Consider the following 18,663-nt stretch of genomic DNA (forward strand, 5'->3'; position numbering starts at 1 on the left):
ATCTGCCCTTACTTCTGCCCGCCGATCCCCGATAATGGGGTGGCGCCCCGCTGTGCCTCCAGATCGGGGGATCTCCGGATACCGGCGCGCCTCGTTGTCGTTGAACAGGAAACCGCCCGACCGGCCCGCCGCACAACACATGCTCGACGTTAAGCTACTCAGCAAGTCGTATCGCTCCGGCGACCGCCGACAAACCGTTCTGCAAGGCCTGAGCCTGCAGGTACCGCGCGCCACCATCGCCGCCTTGATCGGCGCCAGCGGCAGCGGCAAGACCACGCTGTTGAATCTGCTCAGCGGGATCGACCGGCCCGACGAAGGCCGGGTACTGATCGATGAGGTCGACGTGCACGCCTTGCGCGAGCCGGAACTCACGCTGTTCCGGCGCCGCCATATCGGGTTCGTGTTCCAGTTCTTCAACCTGATCCCGACGCTGACCGTCGGCGAGAACATCGCGCTGCCGATGGAATTGATCGGCAAACCGGCCGACCAGATCGCAGAGCGTGTCGACGACCTGCTCGGACAGGTTGGCCTGAACGGCATGGCAGAGCGTTACCCGGAGACACTCTCGGGCGGCGAACAGCAACGCACGGCGATCGCGCGCGCTTTGGCGCACCGCCCTAAACTGCTGCTGGCCGACGAGCCCACCGGCAACCTCGACGAAGACACCGGCGAGCAGATCATCCGCCTACTGACCGCCCTCGCCCGCGAACAGGGCGTGACCTTGCTGATCGTGACCCACAGCGCACGTGTTGCCGATGCCGCCGACCAAGTCATGCGCATGGACCACGGCCGCGTGGCCGGGGCATGAAGTCAGCCACCGGCAACCTGCTGACGCGAGCCGGGCTGCGCTATCAGAGCCGCCACCGCTGGCAGGCGGCACTGGCACTGATCGGCATCGTCATGGGCGTCGCCGTCGTCATGGCGGTCGACCTGGCCAACCGCGCCGCCAAGGCATCGTTCCTGTTGTCGGCCGAACAACTGCAAGGCAAGGCCACGCATCGCCTGCTCTCCGCCAGCAATCGGCTACCGCAATCGTTGTACTCCCGATTGTTCACCACGCCGGGACACCCACCCATGGCACCGGTCATTCAAACTCGGGTGCGCGTCGCCGGGCGCCCTGCCCCCCTGACCCTGCTCGGCGTCGACCTGTTCGCCGAGGGTGCATTCCGTGATGACCTTTCTTCGCTCACCCAAGGCCAGGCCGCTGCTTCCGATTGGCTGACCAGCGACAGGGCCGTCGCACTCAGCCGCTCGGCTGCGCGTGCGCTCAATGTGTCGACCGGTGACGCACTCGAGATCAGCGCGCAAGGCGTCGTTCACCGTCTGCAAGTCTGGGCCGTCGGCAGCGACGATCATGCGGCCAGCAGAGACCTGCTGATCACCGACATCGCAACGGCGCAGGCCATCGGCAAGCTGGGCAACGACCTCAGTCATGTCGACCTGATCCTGTCGGACGAATCCCGAACATGGCTCGAGCAGCGACTGCCGCCCGACGTAGAACTGGTCGACATTCAACAGCAGACCGCCGGCACCGCGGGTCTGTCCGCTGCGTTTGAGCTCAACCTGACGGCAATGAGCCTGCTCGCGCTGTTGGTCGGGATATTCCTGATCTTCAACGCGATGAGTTTCTCGGTAGTGCAGCGCCGCCGACTGCTCGGTCGGCTGCGGGCGATCGGCGTGCGTAGCGACGAGATCGCGCGGTTGGTCATGACCGAGGCACTGGTGCTCGGCGCGATCGGTACCCTGATCGGCCTGCTCGTCGGCACTTGGTTGGGCCAGGGGCTGACGCGCATCGTCGCCGCAACGGTGAGCGAGCTGTACTACAGCGTCAGTGTCGATGCACTGCACATCGAGTTGCTGTCGGTTGCCAAGGCCGTCGCGCTCGGTCTCGGCGGCACCCTGCTCGCAACCTGGCTGCCGGCGCGCCAGGCCGCGGCCACACCACCATTGACCACGCTGTCGCGTGCCGCGCTCGAGCAATCCACACAACGCCAGGTCCCGGTACTCGCCACCCTCGGCGCGGCGCTGATCATCGTCGGCCTGGCGATCGCATTCAGCGGATTGGGCCTCATCGCGGGTTTCGCCGGCCTGTTCGTGTTGTTGATCGGCGCGGCCATGCTCAGTCCCTTGGCCGTGCGACTGACCCATCGCGTATTGGTTCGCCTGCCGCTGCGCGGTATCTGGCGCATGGCGATCCGCGATATCGATCGCCACCTGTCGCGCCTCGGCACCGCGGTCGCAGCGCTGATGGTCGCACTTGCCGCCAGCGTCGGTGTTGCCATTATGGTCGACAGCATGCGCGGTGCAGTCAGCGACTGGCTGGGCAACCTGCTGACGGCCGACCTGTACGTGGCCAGCGACGATTTCCGCGATGGCGCCACACTGTCGAGCGGGGTCATCGAGCGCGTCGCCACGGTCGCAGCGGTCAACGCGACCAGTCGCTATCGCCACCGCCGCATCCAGCTCGACGGGCACCGGGTCGAGCTCAGCGGTGCCGAGCTTGCACCGGCATCGCGCCGCGGGTTCACGCTGCTGTCGAGCGTCGCGGGCAGTGCCTGGGAGGCGTTCGACAACGGCGGCATCCTGGTCTCTGAACCGCTCGCGCATCGTCTCGGGCTCGCACCGGGGCAACAGATCGAGCTGCCGACAGCGGCAGGCAACGCAGCGTTCTCGATTGCCGCGGTGTTCCGCGACTTCGGCAGCGAGCACGGGCGAATCTTCATGCCCCTGCCGAACTATCGCAGCGCATGGCAGGACGACGCCATCAACACCCTGGCGCTGTTTACCGAAGCATCGGACAAAGCGGTGCTGCGCGACCAGGTCGCCGCGGCGTTGACAGACATTGACGGGATCGCACTGACCGCCGCCGGTGACATCTTCGACGAATCGATGGCGGTGTTCGACCGCACCTTTCGTATTACCGACGTGTTGCGTTACCTGTCGCTTGGTGTTGCCTTTATCGGAGTACTGACGGCCCTGATGGCACTGCAGCTCGAGCGCAGAAAAGAATATGCGGTGGTGCGCGCGCTGGGACTGACCCGTCTCCAGCTCAGCGGTCTGATCACCATCCAATCTGCGACGCTCGGCCTGATTGCCGCCCTGATGTCACTGCCGATCGGCATGTTGATGGCATGGGTGCTGACCGATTCGATACAGGTCAACGCGTTTGGCTGGAGCATGCCGTTTCTGCTCGATCCCGCCCCGCTGGCCATTACTGTTGTACTGGGAATAGGCGCCGCGCTGATCGCCAGTATCTACCCGGCTTGGGAGGCCGGTAGCCAGCCACCTGCCGCGCAGCTGAGGGAAGACTGATGATGCGTTGGCACTACCTTGTACTGGTCGGCTTGCTGGCCGCCGGCTGCGACCAATCCCCGCCAACGACGGCCGACACGACGGTATCGCTGGGGGAGCGCATGGCGACCGAGCCGGCTGCAGGATTCGAGCGCGCTATCGATGTTCGCGCATTCCGTTTTCCGCAAGACCACGGTGCTCACCCGACATTCGCCACGGAGTGGTGGTACTTCACCGGCAATCTCAACAACCGCTTCGGCTATCAACTCACACTGTTTCGCATCGCGCTCGACGCAGGTCAGCCGACGGCCGATTCCGATTGGCGTACGCGCCAGATGTACATGGGACATCTCGCAGTCAGCGATATCGAGGATGGCCGACACTACAGCGCCGAACGGTTCGCGCGCGCTGCGGTGGGATTGGCCGGCGCAGAGGCCGAACCTTTTCGCGTCTGGCTGGGCCCCTGGTCGATCCGCAGCAAGGGTGACGAGTTTTTTCCGTTGCACCTGGTAGCCGACAGCGACGGCTTCGCCATCGATCTGACTTTGGAAGCAGGTTCTAAACCGCTGGTACTACAGGGCGACCGGGGCTTGTCGCAAAAGAGTGCGACACCGGGCAATGCCTCTTACTACTACTCTTTCACACGCTTGCCTACGCAGGGCGAGATCAGGATTGCCGATAAACGCCATCGGGTCAGCGGCAATTCCTGGTTCGACCGAGAATGGTCGAGTTCAGCGCTCGCTGCCGACCAACAAGGCTGGGATTGGTTCGCGTTGCAGCTCGATAACGGGCAAGACCTGATGTTCTATCAACTGCGCGACCTGCAAGGTGCGGCGCACCGTTTCAGTTCCGGGATTCTGGTCGACCGGGACGGCAGCACGCAGCCGCTGACGTTGGACAATACCCGTCTGACGCCTGTGCGTTACTGGCAAACGGCCGATGGCACGCGTTACCCGGTTGAATGGCAACTGGTGAGCGACGCCCTCAATCTCGATCTGGTCGTGAAAGCGGCGTTCGACAATCAGGAGATGCCACTGACCGTGCGCTATTGGGAGGGTGCCGTAACCGTCAGCGGTAGCCACCGGGGCGTTGGCTATCTCGAACTCAGCGGCTACGCCGATTGATCAGGCACCGCACCTCGGCGTTGCAATTCGGCTTCGGTAGCGTGAGCAGGTTTCGCGGGCTACGCTTGTCGAAGGTCGGAATGATCCTACGTCGTTTGCCGATCTTCCCACCTTTTTGACCGGGCTCGCGGCGTACAACATCCGCAGTCATCGGCGGCTCACCACGGGGAACACCGGCGAGCCGGCCGTAGGGGGCGCCGTTCATCCGCCCAGGACTATTGCAGGATCGACAACCAGCCGATGCGGCCGTGGTTCGCTGCCTATCGTTGCAACGCCCCACGGCCCGATCAAAAACATGGAGGGACCCACATGCCACTGCAACACACACTGCCAACGACATTCGCCGCAGTCTTCATCCTGACTGCCGCAACAACAGCCTCGTTCGCCACATCGCCGGGCACACCCGACCGCGACCAGATCCCCTGGCCCGGCGGCAAACCGGCAACCGCCGAGATGATCGAGTTGGGTAAGGTTCTGTTTTTCGATCCCCGGCTGGTACCCAACGAGGGCCAGTCGTGCGCAAGCTGCCATGACCCCAACCAGGGCTGGAGCGACGGCGCGGCCTTCGGCGTGGATCACAAAGGCAAGCAGCAGAAACGCAACTCGCCCTCGATCGTGAATCTCGCCTATTCGCCGATCATCCACTGGGACGGCCGCACGGAAAGCCTCGAAAGCCAGGCATTCAAATCGATGGGCAAACGCGGCGTCGACACAACCTTTATCCCGAAGATCAGCAAGGTACAGTGGTATCAGGAACAGTTCGCCAAGGTGTTTCCCGAATCAGGCATCACGCAGCAGAACATGGCTGCGGCCATCGCCGCCTTCGAACGCTCGCTGATCAGTGACAATGCCGCCTATGACCGCTATCTGCGCGGCGACAAGGCGGCGCTGAGCCCGTCCGCCGAACGAGGTTTGGCACTGTTCAGCGGCAAAGGCAACTGTACCTTGTGCCACAACGGCCCAACCTTCTCAGACCACGCTTTCCACAACATCGGTGTCGCATCCAACGACCCCGGGCGTGGCGCAAAGGTGGATGACAAGGCGATGCAGGGGGCGTTCAAGACACCCGGCCTGCGCAATGTGCTGCTGACGGCGCCCTACATGCACGACGGATCGATCGGCACGCTCGAAGGTGTTATCGAGTTCTACAACCGTGGCGGCGACAGCACCGACAATCGCAGCGCGTTGATCAAACCGTTAGGACTGTCGCGCCAGGAAGTACTCGACCTGGTCGCCTTTATGGCTGCCCTGACCGACCCGGTTGTCGTCGAACCACCGACGATACCCTACTGACATCGCCGCCGCTTCGACGCCAATCGCCGCGCACGGTACTCTGCGCAGAGCACCGTGCCGCCATTGATTGGCGGCCGCAGGTGTTGCACAAGGATTCGCGCGGCCCGCTAATGGTCGTTGACGATGCAGTTGCGCCCACGTTGCTTGGCTTCGTACAGCCGACGGTCGACCGTCTCGATGAAGGCGACCGGATCGTCCTGGTGGGTCGGCACCAGACAGCCAACACCGAGACTGATCGTCAACAACTGGCCTGCCAGTGACCCCTCGTGGGGTATCTGCTCTTTGAAGATCAGATTGCGACAGCGTTCAGCCACCTTGGTCGCCGAACGTCCGTCGGTCTCGGGCAGGATGAACACGAACTCTTCTCCGCCGTAACGCGCAAACACATCGCGCGAGCGCGTCGCGGCCGTATTAAGCACCGACGCGACCGTTTTCAGGCAGGTGTCTCCCTGTATGTGGCCATAGTGATCGTTGTACTGCTTGAAGAAATCGATATCCAGCAGGATCAGCGACAGCGGCCGCGCATTGCGCTTGGCATCGATCCACTCCGCCTCGAAGATCGAATCGAACATGCGACGGTTCGACACGCCGGTCAGGCCGTCCTTGAACGACAGCGATTCGAGTTCTCGCTGTAACTCGAGCAGCGTCTGTTCGGTTTTCTTGCGCTCGCTGATGTCGAACATAAAGCCGACCAGGGCCTCGACCTCTCCGGCCTCGTTGCGCACCACGTGCACCACGTCGCGAATCCAGACGTGCCCGCCGTCCTTGGTCAGTGCGCGATAATCGGCTTCGTGGTCGATACCGGCCTGCGACTGCGCGACGCAAAAGTTGACGACGCTTTCGCGGTCGTCGGTATGGATGCGCGCCGCCCAGTCTTCGACCGATGTCCAGCTGGCCGGCGTCCAGCCGAGCAATTCCTCGATCTGTGGACCGATGTAGGTGAAGCGCATGCTTGCCCAATCGATCCGCCACGGGATCGCCTTGGTCGACTCGAGCAGGGTTTTATAGACGGCGTTATCGGAGTCGATGCAATTTTCATCGAGAGACATGGTTGAACCTTGTTGTTGTTTATTGATACCCGGGTTCATGGTTCGGACGGCCGCGACACGGTGAGCTCAGCCTTGCGACGCCCGCTGATACAACGCCAGCAATTGTTCCGGTTCGTCGTAGACGATTCGTTTGCCGGCGCGCAGCTCGCGGCGCATCAAGCGGATCATCTGCTGCAGGACGGGTTCGGGGAAACTGTCGGCAGGCTTGCCCGTCACCTCGGCCAGGCGGCCGGCAATCACCTTTTCATCGCTGACCACCGGACAGATGCGGTAGCGGTAGGTGCCGCCGATCGCCTCGGGTACCAGGTCCATCGCCCGATCCGGCACCTGACGAAAGAAACTCAGCGGCAGACGGTAGGCATTGTGACCGAGGATCGGCAAATCGTCGGGCACGACCTCTTCCTCGTCGAGGATCTGCAGCCTGGTTGCCAGGGGCAGCAATTGGTCGAGCTGGTATTGCTGCATGTGCGGGTTACCGACACGCACCAGGTTGGCTATCAGCTCGCCGAGCGAGGCATGACCGATGATCGCAGCGCGTTTCGGCAACCCGCCCCAGGCGCCGTCGGCACCGTTGAGCAATGCCTCGATAACCGATGCGTTTTCGAAACCACCGCCGGCATGGATGTGCACCAGGATCTTGTGCGGTGCGGGCATCATCTGCCGGGCAATGGCCACGTAGGCGCCAACCTGTAGCGGCAGATAGGTACCTCTGTCGTCCTCGATACTCACACCCTCGATCGCGAGACCATCGAGCATCCGCAACACCTGGCAAACGCGTTGCGGATTCTCGGCAAACGCATCGCAGCCGTCGACGATGTTGATCAGGATGCGTGGTTTGCCGCCATCGTCGCCCTTGATGTGCTGGTTCAGCCAATCGACGCTTGCAGGAATGCTGCGCAGCAAGGTCGGCAGATCATACTGCCCTGCCATACCCGAATCGCTCAGATAGATCTCGTGCAGGGTGTTCGGCACGCCGTAGTCACGCATCTTGATCATCGAGCTCGACGGGGTAAAGCTGCCGTCTGCCGCGCTGATCCCGATATCGGTGAACACGAAGCAACCCGACATATCGATGTCGTGGTCGCGCAGGTACATCATGAAATCGTCGTCGACTTCCAGCTCGTCGGGCATCGAATAGTCGAGCGTACCCAACAGAATGTTGCGAAAACCGAAGTCGCGAAGCTTGGGCAGTATCGTGAGTTTCTCGTCGAGCGTCTGGCCGACACGCGCTCCGACCGGATTCTCACGTAACGAAAGATCGATGAAAAACGGCTCGATCGACCGCAGTTGGTTGAGCTTGGCGTCCACGTTGGCGAGTAAATCGCGGACACCATCCAACCCCTCTTGGCGCTGCTGCATTGTTATCCCTTGTTGGTTGTTATTTGGATGCGGCGGCGAGACGAAAAGCGGACCTGTTCCATGGCACTCGACCCGCCTACGGAATTTAAATCGGCCACACGAAAACAACCTTTAGGGCTGAACTGCTTGATGTCGGTTAAGTTACAGGCGTGTTACACGAGGGTGATACGCAGCGGGTGATTCTTGCAAAGCAAACGCCGCGTGCGTTTGCTAGCAACGCAATCGCTGACGCAGTTCTTCGATAGGCAGCGGTCGATCCGGTCTTACACGGATACTGAATGATCGTTCCAGTGGTGATAGCGCAATCCTCCTTCATACTGATCGCGCCCACCGGAACTAGCGATCATCAATTGTCTTCCAGTGAGAAAGGTCTCGCCCTAACAGTCCGGCAAGGCTATCGATTTCGCGGCTGAATTCTTCCAACAATTGGATACGAACTTGTTTCTGAACATCAGGCCGACCTGCCGAGTTCGTTATCAAGTTTCTTCTGATCCATTTTCTAGCCGCTGGCGGCGTCAATTTCATCGCGACTTTGTTCAGTACGTTGTCACTAGACGCCAGCCGCGCCAACAGCCGCGACCTCGGCATTCCGGCGGCATTCAACCTGTACTGGGCTATCTCCCTCGCTTCAACGCCGAGAAAACCATGAATATCGTCCATTACCTGTTGGTTGTTCACTTTGAAATCATCGTACAAGACAAACATCAGATTTTGAGCGTCAAACGTATCTAGATACGTTTGCAGGAACTCCGAAACATGACCAAGCGACTTGTAATGCCAATGCCTGGCCCAATTGCTTCTCTTGCGAGATTCCTCCGCACGCAGCGCTTCGGCCAGAGGCAGATTCTCGTAGCCATCCCTAACATTATGCGTATATGACGAAATGACTCGTTCGATTGGATTGCGAATGACGATGACGATTTTCACGTCCGGCAGCGTTTTCTTGATCAACGCTGCAGGCTCATGAGCAGCACAATAAATAGGTGAGCCTTCCCCGATCGCTTTGTAGTTGCCCGAGGCTGCCTCCGCGAACAAATTCTTGTACTCACCCCAGTCCCAAACAGTCGTTTTGTTGAACCTCCCTTCGTCTCCCGGCCCTTCGAATTCCGGCTTCACGCCGGGAAACGCAAAGTAACGAGGCTCTTTAATGCGGCTGAAATACACTTCGGGATGAGACGCAAGATAGTCCGCAATCGTTGTGGTACCCGATTTCGAACACCCGGCAATAATGAAGTTCGGCAAACAATCACTGATCATAAAAGACTCTGATAAATAACTCGGAATTACTGCGCCCGATACTCGGCGCGCATGCACAAGAAGTCGGGCTCATGAAACTACCACTTGAGCTTGTCCGCTGAGTACAGCGATGCCCGCAGTACTCCGAGACCTCTGGCCCAGTGGTTCGGCCCTTGCCAACAATGCGAGCGGAGTTCTGGCCCGCCGATCTTCTGATCAAAAAAGCTTACCTGCATCCAATCTCCACCCAATCCATCCGGCCGCTGCTGCTTTGCGCATAGTGCGCTGTCGTGCGAGGTACCCGTAAGGGCTTGGCTTTTATCTCGACGTTAACGAGCGGATAACTATTCCAACAAAGGAGCTTAACAGCGGGACAAAGAACAAGTGCTTGTCGCGCCATGAGAACTCCTTCATGTTCTTCTTGAGTACGTTGAATTTTATGAGCGACTTCGATAGCTTGCTTTGTCTGTCGAAGCAAGTGTTGGCATCATGAACTCGATAAGCAGAGACGGGGGTGTCGATGAACCCGAGCAAGTTTCTCGCAACCAATCTCAAGTAGAAATCTCTGTCCTCAACCTTAAGGTTCTCGTCGAACAAAAACTCTTCATGTAGCTCTTTCCTGGTCATGATTACGCTGCCTGTTACCGACCAGTTCTGAATGATCTGTCGCTTCAATCCGCTATCTGTCCGGTATTCGGACTTCCTCGCTGAATGCAAATCAACCAAACCACTAGAAAATATCACGTTGCCATCCATATCAATGACTTGACTGTCACCGAATACAGCCATCTTCTCTGGGTGAGCTTGAAGGTAGTCGTAGCGCGCTTGCAGGCTACCAGGTACGAGCTTGTCGTCACTCGCAAGCCCGACCAAATAGTCACCCTTCGTCAGGCCAATCAATTCATTGATTGTTGCCGATACGCCTTTGTTCGGCCGGCTAACGTAAGTAACCGGTATCTGATCGCCATGTAGTTCAATCCATTCTTCAATTCGCGAAGCAGTTTGGTCGGTCGAACCGTCATCAATGATCACGATTTCTTTGTTCGGGTAGGACTGCAGTCGAACGCTCTCAAGTGTCTCGGTGACGAACTGCTCGTGGTTATATGCGGGGATGCGAACACTTATCAGTGGTAGCGTAGAGGGAGTACCCATGACTATTCCTGAAGACAACTTAATGCTTGCGATTGAAGCTTCCGCAGAGTTGGAAGTCTGTGATCATTCGAAAAGGTGGGATCATTGTGCCATTCACGCCGAGATCAATGGTCTGAACTACCGCTCGCTTAAGCATGATCATTATTTCGGCGAGCTGCCGAAAATAATGGCGCGAACAAATCCGCCAAAAAAGACATATCGCGATCACTGAAATATAGCGTCTTAACTCGTCCGCGTTCGTAAGGTACTACGCCCGGTATGGTATTTAGATCCACGTCCAGCACCTTGTCGAAATCATGATCGTTCGCTATTCCATAGCGATTCAACAAAGGGAACAAAGCACGACCGGGGGTTTCACAGAACAGATCGTAATCCAACAGATTCTCAGCACCAACGGCATTGAAGAGCACGTAGTTTCTCACTGCCAGGATAAATGCCGTTTTTCGCGTAACGGAATCAAGTGTCGACAATGCCCAAGCAAACCGCTCCTTCAGGAAAGGATGGCTTGTCACCAGTTCCGCCAATTCAAGCACTGCCCCCTCATACCAGTCCTCTAGAAATTTGTTCTCCACGCATGACTGCAATATATGGTAAGGATCACGCCAAATCCCCCAGTGCCCAATCTTCGGGTACTTGGCCATGGACCATGGCACGGCGAGATGATTGATATTTGTTATCAAGACATGGAGCCGACCTTCTACCAAGCCTTCTGTTGTAGTCGAGGTTTTCCAATGGTAAACCGTCTCTATGTAGTCGGTGTACAAGCGTCCATGCTCTAGTTCGGAGAAAAAATGCCGGTCTTCATCCGAGGCTGATTCGTCCGTCAGCAGCACGTTCATTTTGCGACGGATGCTGCCACTATTGAACACGCGCCAAAGAAGTTCCACCTGAGGATGCGTTGCGATCGCCTTGGAAATGGCACTTGTGCCGGAACGGTCGAAACCGGTAAGCAAGGCAACGTTAGTTTGCATCGATGAAGGCCTTGAGCAACGCATGGATCATGTTCATGTATGCTCGTGAACTTGCTTGATGGCACGGTAGGAAAAAGGCCTCCTTTCCGTAAAAGACACTACACTGAACACCCATGGCCCATAGGTAGTCCTTCAGTGCGGGATAATCGAGTGGCCCTTCGTACTGGAACAAAAACACCCCGGGAGCCGCGCCTTGCTTCAGTTTCATCAATGGCCTGATTCCCAAGCCCTGCAAACGTTCAGCTAACGCCAAGTGATTCTCACATCGGCTTTTGGCAATGCTTTCGAGCTGAGGGTAATAGGTTGCGAGCGCAACCTCTACGTATCGCCTGTCGTTGTTCGACGTGGCTTCAGATAGCAAGGGCTGCGCAGATAAGGCAAATCCCCCTACTTGAACAGGCAGGTACTTGGGTAGACTGAATATTGCGTAATCGCCGAAGCTTCCGACTGGTTCGCCATCTTCGTAATGACAGCCCATCGAATACGCGCAATCCTCGATGATCGGCAATCCGTAATGCCTGAGGACTCGCAGCCGTTCTATGTCGAATGGATAGCCGAACTCATGGTTGACCAGGATCGCACGGGTGTTGCTGTCAATTCCCTCTCTGATCCAGTCTGCTCGAGATTCGATCGTTTGAGTAACACAACCAGAAACGTAGTGATTTCCGGTTGTGGTGTAGATTGCAACATTGTCGCCTCGCTGCACACCAATGTCCCCGAGTACCAGCTCGAGTGCATGACGGCCACTTGTGGTGGGTGTACATACTTTGCCGGGATAGCGTTGTTCGACCAACGAACAACCATTATCGGTGACGTTACTGGTGAGCCGTGCGGCATTGCTCGCCATATCTCCGGCGGTTACCGGAATCAGAAGAAACGCTGGATGATTGTGCGCGATTGGTCGAACAACAAACCCTTCATCACTGACATGGCCTTTCATTGCGTTTTCTTGAGCCTGCAGTCGTTTCTGGCCTCAAGCCAACTGTAGTTCATAGAAGTCATGTACTACGCCGCGGCCGCCGAAACCCTCTTTCTGAGCCTGCAGACCACGATTAATCGACATGCCGGCATCGGTGGTCGAGATACCGAAATCGAAGTACCGCGCATCTGGTACCAAGCCGATTGCGAATTCTATCGCCGCGTCCAGCGCACCGACCTCGCGGCCCGCTGTGGAATTGGCCAAATACTGGGCATGTACCACACCACGGTTTATGTAAAGAAGCGCGCCAGCCAGCAGCGTGCCATCCGCATCTCGAGCCTCGCACAGGCGAATATTCTTGGGGAAACGCTTGTGGAGAAGTTCCATTTCCTCTCGACTGTGAATCGCTTTGACTCCGTGACGCTCGACAAGAACTTCATTGAGCAACAACCAAAATTCACTCAGATCTGCGGCCTCAGTACAACCGATGCCGGCCCGCTGTGCTTTTTTAATGTTCTCCTTACGACCTTTCGAATATGCAATTCGCGAGGACAGACGTATCGCCGTAGAGATATCTCGCCGGAACAATCGGCCGCCTTGGCTGAACAACGCGTAGAGATCTTCTTCTGACGGCAAGGCAGCGTAGATATAAGGAATTGCCTTATAAACGATCCGCGAGAAACCCTTCGAGGAAGTGTAGGCGCGAAGCTCAGCAACCACTTCCGACATAAGGGTTACGCCCGTGCGCTGGCTCGATAGGATTCCACCGAAAGTAAGGCCCTCATGACTGATCAGCTCGCTTTCCTTCTCATTAGCGGGCAACAAAGCGATCAGTTTGCCTTTTTGTTCGAACATCAGCGAATGATCGGCAAAGCGATCGCCGTGGTAGTCCATGTAATCGCGCATGAACATGAAATGACCATTCTTCGCGTTGTCGACGAACTCGTTCCATCGATGCTTGGAATCGGGTTCGTAACGTCTGACAGTGATCCCACCTGCTTTCCGCACAAGCGTCTTCCTATCGGTGAACCGTCGTTTCTGTCTGAATATGCGCGCTCTACGTCACGATAGAAACCATCACCTTCTTCCAATCCCTTTCCGCAGGGCTAGAGGCAATCAACTGGCGCACGCAATCTGCCGCCCACTCTCGGCAGTAAACTGTGGTTTCAATAGTGTCCTGCAACTCTTTGCACAACTTGCCGGGTAGCGTGGCGTGTGTTCAAAGCCACATAATTAGGATTTCTTCAATCGAGTTCAGTCAGAAAACCAAGGATCGCAGCAATTGAGTTAAGGTTTTCTGCCTGCTCATTCGGAATACTGATGCCGTATTTTTCCTCGACTCCAAGCAGGATATTGAAGATTTCGAGGGAATCTATCCCGACGTCGGCAAAGTCGTCACCTTCTGACATTGCATCAACGTCAGCGGCAGTTTCCACATCTTTGATGATGGCTTTGATTTCTTCTACGTTGGCTTTCATGAAGCTTAGCCTCTTGTGTCTCTTAAAGCAGTTGTAAGTACGCAGCTTCCCCAGGACAACCCAACCCCGAATCCCGAAATCAGAATTCTGGGCACATCGTGATCCACGTCCGCAAGAATCATCGGTATCGAAGAGGACACCGTATTTCCGTAAGCATTGGCGGCAAAGGGTACTTTCTCCGGCGCAACTTTTAAACGCTTGACGAGCGTGTCACGGATATACCGGCTACCCTGGTGAAGGACAAACAGATCGATTTCGTCCACATCAACTTCGTTTGACATCAAGGTGTCGCGGATATTCTTCGGAACGACCGTTGCCGTAAAATTGAAAACTCCCCGTCCGTCCATATGCAGTTCACCGGTGTCGTCAACTTCGATAGCCCCGGCGTGTTTCCCATCCGAACCAAACAGAAACTTGCCAATGTTCCATTTTGGTTTGTCGCTCAATAGGGTTGCGGTGGCACCGTCGCCGAACAACAGAGCAGTATTCTTGTCATTCTCGTCAACCACTTTGGAGTAAGGGTCTGCCGTTATGAGTACGCCTTTGTTATATCCGTTTACCTCCATGAACCCCTTCATGATAGAAAGCCCGTAGACATAACCGGAACATCCCAGCGATACATCGAAGACGGCGCAATCTCGCGATAGGCCCGCTTTGCCGTGAACGATTGCCGAGGTATGCGGCAAACCATGCCCGTCCGGGTTCTGGGTGCAAACCACCAGGCACTGAATTTCGTCCAACTCCAGGCCCGTCCGAGCAACCAGATCGGCGAGTGCGGCAATGCCCAGGTCCGAGGTCTCCTGATCGTCTGACTTGTGCGCGACCTGAAGCATACCCGTCTTCTCGCGGATGAAAGCCTCGTCGGTTTCAAACTCGCTCAACCGGGTCAAATTATCTACTTTCTTCTCGGGAATGTAGATCCCGATGTCCTGTATCCCGATCATCTGTCGATCAAAGAAAAGTAAATGGTACCTGCGGCATGGCCGTCATCCAAAATGCGGGTTTTCACCAGCTTGTTTTGAAAGTTGTGTGTAACTCGCAAGCTGGTCGGCCCGCCAGATTTACGAAAGCTGTCTAGCTCTATACCGGTGAAAATCCAGCGTCCTTGGATATCGGGGTGTGTTTGCGACAAAAGATGTTTATTCATGGCAACGGCAATCTCCATGAATGTGTATTGTGAACTACCGTCATAGTAGATTTGCTCATCATTGATTCGGCATGCATCGACGATCGACTGTTCGTCATACGGTATTCTCCGGCAATCGCAGCCATCTGTCAGTTCCAGCAAATCAAACCAAACGGCTTTTCCATTGAGGTGGAAACGTCCGCGGAACTTACCTTCATATTGTTTGGGGTCGGCATCGAAGAACTTGACGCGACAATTACAGTTCTGGATCAAGCCATGTGCCGTCATTCGAATATCAGAAATCTCACCGGAACTTGTAGATTCCAATACTGAATTAAATAAGTCAGCACCCTGGATGTAATTACGCTGGCCACGGTAAGCAAAATTCAGATCTAAATCGTGCAAAAACACTCAATCCACCTCAACCCTTCTTGCGCCGGACGTGGCTGAACATATTCCGCGCATGAGGAACCGCAAAATTGCCTGACACTCGCTCGCCTTTATCGATGTCTTCAATCACTACGCTGCCGATCTCCAGCTTGGCATCATCGCCAATTTCGCGGAGATTTCCGACAGTAACCGATGGAGCGATCCAAACATTGTTGCCTACAGAAGTGTAGCCAGCGATCTGCGAGTTGCCTGCAATGATCGTCCGGCTACCGATACTACAACCGTGAGCGATATGGGCATGCACACTGACGACCGATTGTTCACCTATTTCTGTAAAATTACTATGCAACGCCTTTGAAACCACCGCCCCCGCCAACACGTGCACGCCCCTACGAAGGCGAACTCCGCCCGCATGTTTAACGCAAAAGAGTTCGGACGGAAAGCGTTTGAAAAAATGTCCTTCCGCGCCAATCACTGCGTTGGGACCGATTCTTACGCCGTCTTCCAGAACCGTTCCCGACAAAACGACAGCGCCAACGTCGATCTCGACGTCTTCACCGATTTCGACGTATTCGTCGACATAAGCTCGAGGATGAATCTTTGCGGTTTCAGCAATACCCGGATTAAGTGCCGGACGCATTTGCTGTTGTTCACACAGAAGGTTGTGCAAGCGATAAAACGTTTCCTCCGCCGAATCAACGACAACGAGCCCCTTGCTCTGTTCAATCTCTTTTGCCAACTCGGGGGTCGTTACCACACAAGTGATCGCTGGATTCTCGTTGGCGATCTGCACGTAACGTGACGCGCCGACAAAACAGATGCTATCCGGTTGGTCAGAGTTGACGAATTGTGTCTGTCTGAATTTGCCGTTTTTTTGCGCAGTATCGAAGAAATCGCTTAGCTGGTGCATCAGACTTTATCCTCTAACGGATTGAACAACAGCTGCCGTTCTTCGGAGAGATAGAACGCGGCTTGATGAAGGAAGTTGACAGACGGTGAATGATCAGGATTGCCGTCTCATCAAGCAGGCATTTGGAAGGCGACAACATCCTGAAGAGCCAGGATGAAATTGGTGCCGTTCCCACTCGAACTTCCCCCTGTTCCATGCCGATCTGAATCTGTCGCTCAGCTGCAGGTGTTGTCTGCATGCGCGCGCACGACATCTCGAACAGCGACAATGACTTCTTCCACTTCCTGATCCGTTAGATAGGGATCGATAGGAAGACTGAAACAATCGGCTGCCCAGCGACGACTGAATATCGCGCGATCGGCACCTTCAATGCCATCTGCATAAGCGGGAGTATCGGGTACACACTGCGGATAGTGGATCTGGCATTGGATGCCCCTATCCGACAAGGATTCCACCAGTGCATCCCTCGCGGGGTGGCGCACGACATAGAGATGCCAAACAGCCGACGAGTCTTCCGCAATTCGCGGCAACTGTAGACCCGGCAAGTCCCGCAGGCTGGAAGACAACTTTTCTGCGATGATATTTCGACGCTCGTTCCATTCGTCGAGATGCTGCAGCTTGACCCGCAAAAAGGCGGCCTGCAGTTCATCCAGACGAGAATTTACTCCTTGCGCCTCATGCAAATACTTCGTGCGGCTGCCGTAATTGCGCAACATTCTCAAACGTTCCGCCAATTGCGGATCATTGGTGGTGACTGCACCACCATCTCCGAGCGCCCCCAGGTTTTTCCCTGGATAAAAGCTGAAACACGCGGCGTGGCCGATCGAACCCGTTCTGCGGTTTTTGTATCGGGCGCCGTGCGCTTGCGCAGCATCTTCGATTACTTTCAATCCGTGCTTTTCCGCCACAGCCATAATCGGATCCATATCTGCTGGTTCCCCATACAGGTGAACCGCGATGATCGCTTTCGTGACTGAGGAAATGGCGTTTTCCAGTTGTCGAGGATCGATCAGCGGACTGTCTGCAGAGACGTCTATCAGTACCGGCGTCGCCCCCGACATGCTGACGGCCAATGCCGTGGCGATAAAGGTGTGAGCCGGCAGCAACACTTCATCGCCTGGTCCAATATCCATAGCCCTGAGCGTCAGGGCCAGCGCATCCAAACCATTGCCGACCGCCACACAATGGTCCGCGTTGCAATAGTCTGAAAACTCTTTCTCGAACGCATTGACCTCATCGCCAAGGATGAACCATCCGTTCTTCATTACCCTTAGATAAGCTTCGTCGAGCTGCGGCTGCAATTGCTCGTGCATCCGGTTGAGGTCCAAAAAAGGAAATGTCATTGGTGACCCCAATAGCGCTTTGCAGCCTCTTTAAAAGTGTCGTAGTTACGGTAGTAGTCAGTTTCGTCGTAATGATCGGAGGCCAGAACCAAGCAGACAGACCCAGACGAAAAGTTATCGATCTCCCGCCAAATCATCGGAGTCACATACAACCCATAGTACGAGCGGTTCATATGGAAACTCCGTTTCTCGGCACCGTCATCCAGATGTACATCGAAGCTACCTGAAATAGCAACGATCAACTGGGAGAGGGCTTTGTGTCCATGCCCGCCTCGCTCAGCGCCCCCGGGGACGTCATAAAGGTAGTATGTTCGCGCGATATCGAAAGGGATGTGGGTCCCGCCCTCGATGAAGGTCAAGTTTCCCCTGCGATCATTGATGCGCGGTAAATCCAAGATGCGACAATCGTTAAGTGCCATCGTAATCCTTTGTTTTCGCCTTTAGCGAAACGTGCATCGAATGTCCATTTACAGGCAGTCATGCCGTCCGACCGCTAAGCTCAGCTTTTATTGTTCAATTTTCTACGCTTGTCTTCTGCAACCTGGGTGGGCTTTATTCCACATGGAGGAAGTGAAGCCGGAACGTTATATTCTCGGCGCGTAATCTGCAACCAAGGCCGCTTGAACCGGAGTGATTCCAGCCCTCCGAAACGCGCCTACGATCACCGTGCTTGCCTGGCTCAACCACCAACGAACGTGGTGCAGCAAGCAGACACGACGCTGACATGCCTTCGCACCACCCCTGCCGGACCACATATTGCCTCCGGCTGGCGTCCGGAGTTCATGTCGGCTTCAGAACGCCTACCCGCTTGTCTCGGTTCCGTTGCTCGACCACCTCAAAATCGTTCTTACCCTGGCACACCAATCCAAGGCCAGCGCACGCCAGCGTAATGGGCGCAATATCGCGATACCGCGGCGCTGACACCACCCGCTTCGTCGCAGCGCTGTACGAATGGGTCGTCGAGCCACGATCCCTGGTCCACCGGCCGACGCAGAGATTTCGGTGCGGCTATGCTCGAGAAT

Annotated in this window: 17 protein-coding genes; 4 read left to right on the forward strand and 13 right to left on the reverse strand. The window is 56.2% G+C overall.

Annotated elements, in window-relative coordinates:
* Positions 1–139: 139 nt before the first annotated feature.
* From B1781_RS13250 to B1781_RS13270, 4 genes are all read left to right on the forward strand, one after another.
* A complete protein-coding gene (locus B1781_RS13250) occupies positions 140–808 on the forward strand; it encodes an ABC transporter ATP-binding protein (protein ID WP_078120114.1) in 669 nt (222 codons plus the stop codon).
* Entirely contained in the window at positions 805–3,312 is a 2,508-nt protein-coding gene (locus tag B1781_RS13255) for an FtsX-like permease family protein (protein ID WP_078120115.1), read from the forward strand. The genes B1781_RS13250 and B1781_RS13255 overlap by 4 nt, the downstream gene beginning before the upstream one ends.
* Positions 3,312–4,415 carry a lipocalin-like domain-containing protein gene (locus B1781_RS13260; RefSeq protein ID WP_078120116.1) on the forward strand — a complete coding sequence of 368 codons (1,104 nt, stop codon included), beginning with the start codon at positions 3,312–3,314 and terminating at the stop codon, positions 4,413–4,415. Before B1781_RS13255 ends, B1781_RS13260 begins: the two co-directional genes overlap by 1 nt.
* A 309-nt stretch (positions 4,416–4,724) precedes the next feature.
* The gene (locus B1781_RS13270; protein ID WP_164513390.1) at positions 4,725–5,708 is read left to right on the forward strand and encodes a cytochrome-c peroxidase; all 984 of its coding nucleotides are present in this window, start codon (positions 4,725–4,727) and stop codon (positions 5,706–5,708) included.
* A gap of 107 nt (positions 5,709–5,815) precedes the next feature.
* On the opposite strand, the gene B1781_RS13275 is transcribed toward B1781_RS13270, so the two are convergent.
* From B1781_RS13275 to B1781_RS13335, 13 genes are all read right to left on the reverse strand, one after another.
* The gene (locus B1781_RS13275) at positions 5,816–6,757 is read right to left on the reverse strand and encodes a GGDEF domain-containing protein (RefSeq protein WP_078122058.1); all 942 of its coding nucleotides are present in this window, start codon (positions 6,755–6,757) and stop codon (positions 5,816–5,818) included.
* A 66-nt stretch (positions 6,758–6,823) separates the two neighbouring features.
* Positions 6,824–8,116 carry a beta/alpha barrel domain-containing protein gene (locus tag B1781_RS13280; protein WP_078120119.1) on the reverse strand — a complete coding sequence of 431 codons (1,293 nt, stop codon included), beginning with the start codon at positions 8,114–8,116 and terminating at the stop codon, positions 6,824–6,826.
* Between the two features lie 336 nt (positions 8,117–8,452).
* Positions 8,453–9,373, reverse strand: coding sequence for a sulfotransferase family protein (locus B1781_RS13285; protein WP_078120120.1), 921 nt, complete (start codon positions 9,371–9,373; stop codon positions 8,453–8,455).
* 297 nt (positions 9,374–9,670) lie between these two features.
* Positions 9,671–10,504, reverse strand: coding sequence for a glycosyltransferase (locus B1781_RS13290; RefSeq protein ID WP_078120121.1), 834 nt, complete (start codon positions 10,502–10,504; stop codon positions 9,671–9,673).
* 128 nt (positions 10,505–10,632) lie between these two features.
* Complete coding sequence (locus B1781_RS13295; protein ID WP_078120122.1) at positions 10,633–11,475, reverse strand: hypothetical protein; 843 nt, start codon at positions 11,473–11,475, stop codon at positions 10,633–10,635.
* On the reverse strand, positions 11,465–12,415 hold the full coding sequence (locus tag B1781_RS13300; protein ID WP_078120123.1) for a DegT/DnrJ/EryC1/StrS family aminotransferase: 951 nt from the start codon (positions 12,413–12,415) through the stop codon (positions 11,465–11,467). The genes B1781_RS13295 and B1781_RS13300 overlap by 11 nt, the downstream gene beginning before the upstream one ends.
* A gap of 33 nt (positions 12,416–12,448) precedes the next feature.
* The gene (locus B1781_RS13305) at positions 12,449–13,402 is read right to left on the reverse strand and encodes a GNAT family N-acetyltransferase (RefSeq protein ID WP_078120124.1); all 954 of its coding nucleotides are present in this window, start codon (positions 13,400–13,402) and stop codon (positions 12,449–12,451) included.
* Between the two features lie 236 nt (positions 13,403–13,638).
* Positions 13,639–13,872, reverse strand: coding sequence for an acyl carrier protein (locus tag B1781_RS13310; protein ID WP_078120125.1), 234 nt, complete (start codon positions 13,870–13,872; stop codon positions 13,639–13,641).
* Between the two features lie 5 nt (positions 13,873–13,877).
* Entirely contained in the window at positions 13,878–14,816 is a 939-nt protein-coding gene (locus B1781_RS13315) for a ketoacyl-ACP synthase III (protein ID WP_078120126.1), read from the reverse strand.
* On the reverse strand, positions 14,813–15,409 hold the full coding sequence (locus B1781_RS13320) for a hypothetical protein (protein ID WP_125932081.1): 597 nt from the start codon (positions 15,407–15,409) through the stop codon (positions 14,813–14,815). The genes B1781_RS13315 and B1781_RS13320 overlap by 4 nt, the downstream gene beginning before the upstream one ends.
* Positions 15,410–15,419: 10 nt before the next feature.
* Positions 15,420–16,298, reverse strand: a complete 879-nt coding sequence (locus tag B1781_RS13325; RefSeq protein WP_078120128.1) for an LbetaH domain-containing protein — start codon at positions 16,296–16,298, stop codon at positions 15,420–15,422.
* Between the two features lie 215 nt (positions 16,299–16,513).
* On the reverse strand, positions 16,514–17,641 hold the full coding sequence (locus B1781_RS13330; RefSeq protein ID WP_078120129.1) for a DegT/DnrJ/EryC1/StrS family aminotransferase: 1,128 nt from the start codon (positions 17,639–17,641) through the stop codon (positions 16,514–16,516).
* Positions 17,638–18,060, reverse strand: coding sequence for a sugar 3,4-ketoisomerase (locus B1781_RS13335; RefSeq protein ID WP_078120130.1), 423 nt, complete (start codon positions 18,058–18,060; stop codon positions 17,638–17,640). The genes B1781_RS13330 and B1781_RS13335 overlap by 4 nt, the downstream gene beginning before the upstream one ends.
* Between the last annotated feature and the right edge of the window lie 603 nt (positions 18,061–18,663).

It is taken from the genome of Thiosocius teredinicola (assembly GCF_002009425.1).
Taxonomy (GTDB): Bacteria; Pseudomonadota; Gammaproteobacteria; order Chromatiales; family Chromatiaceae; genus Thiosocius; species Thiosocius teredinicola.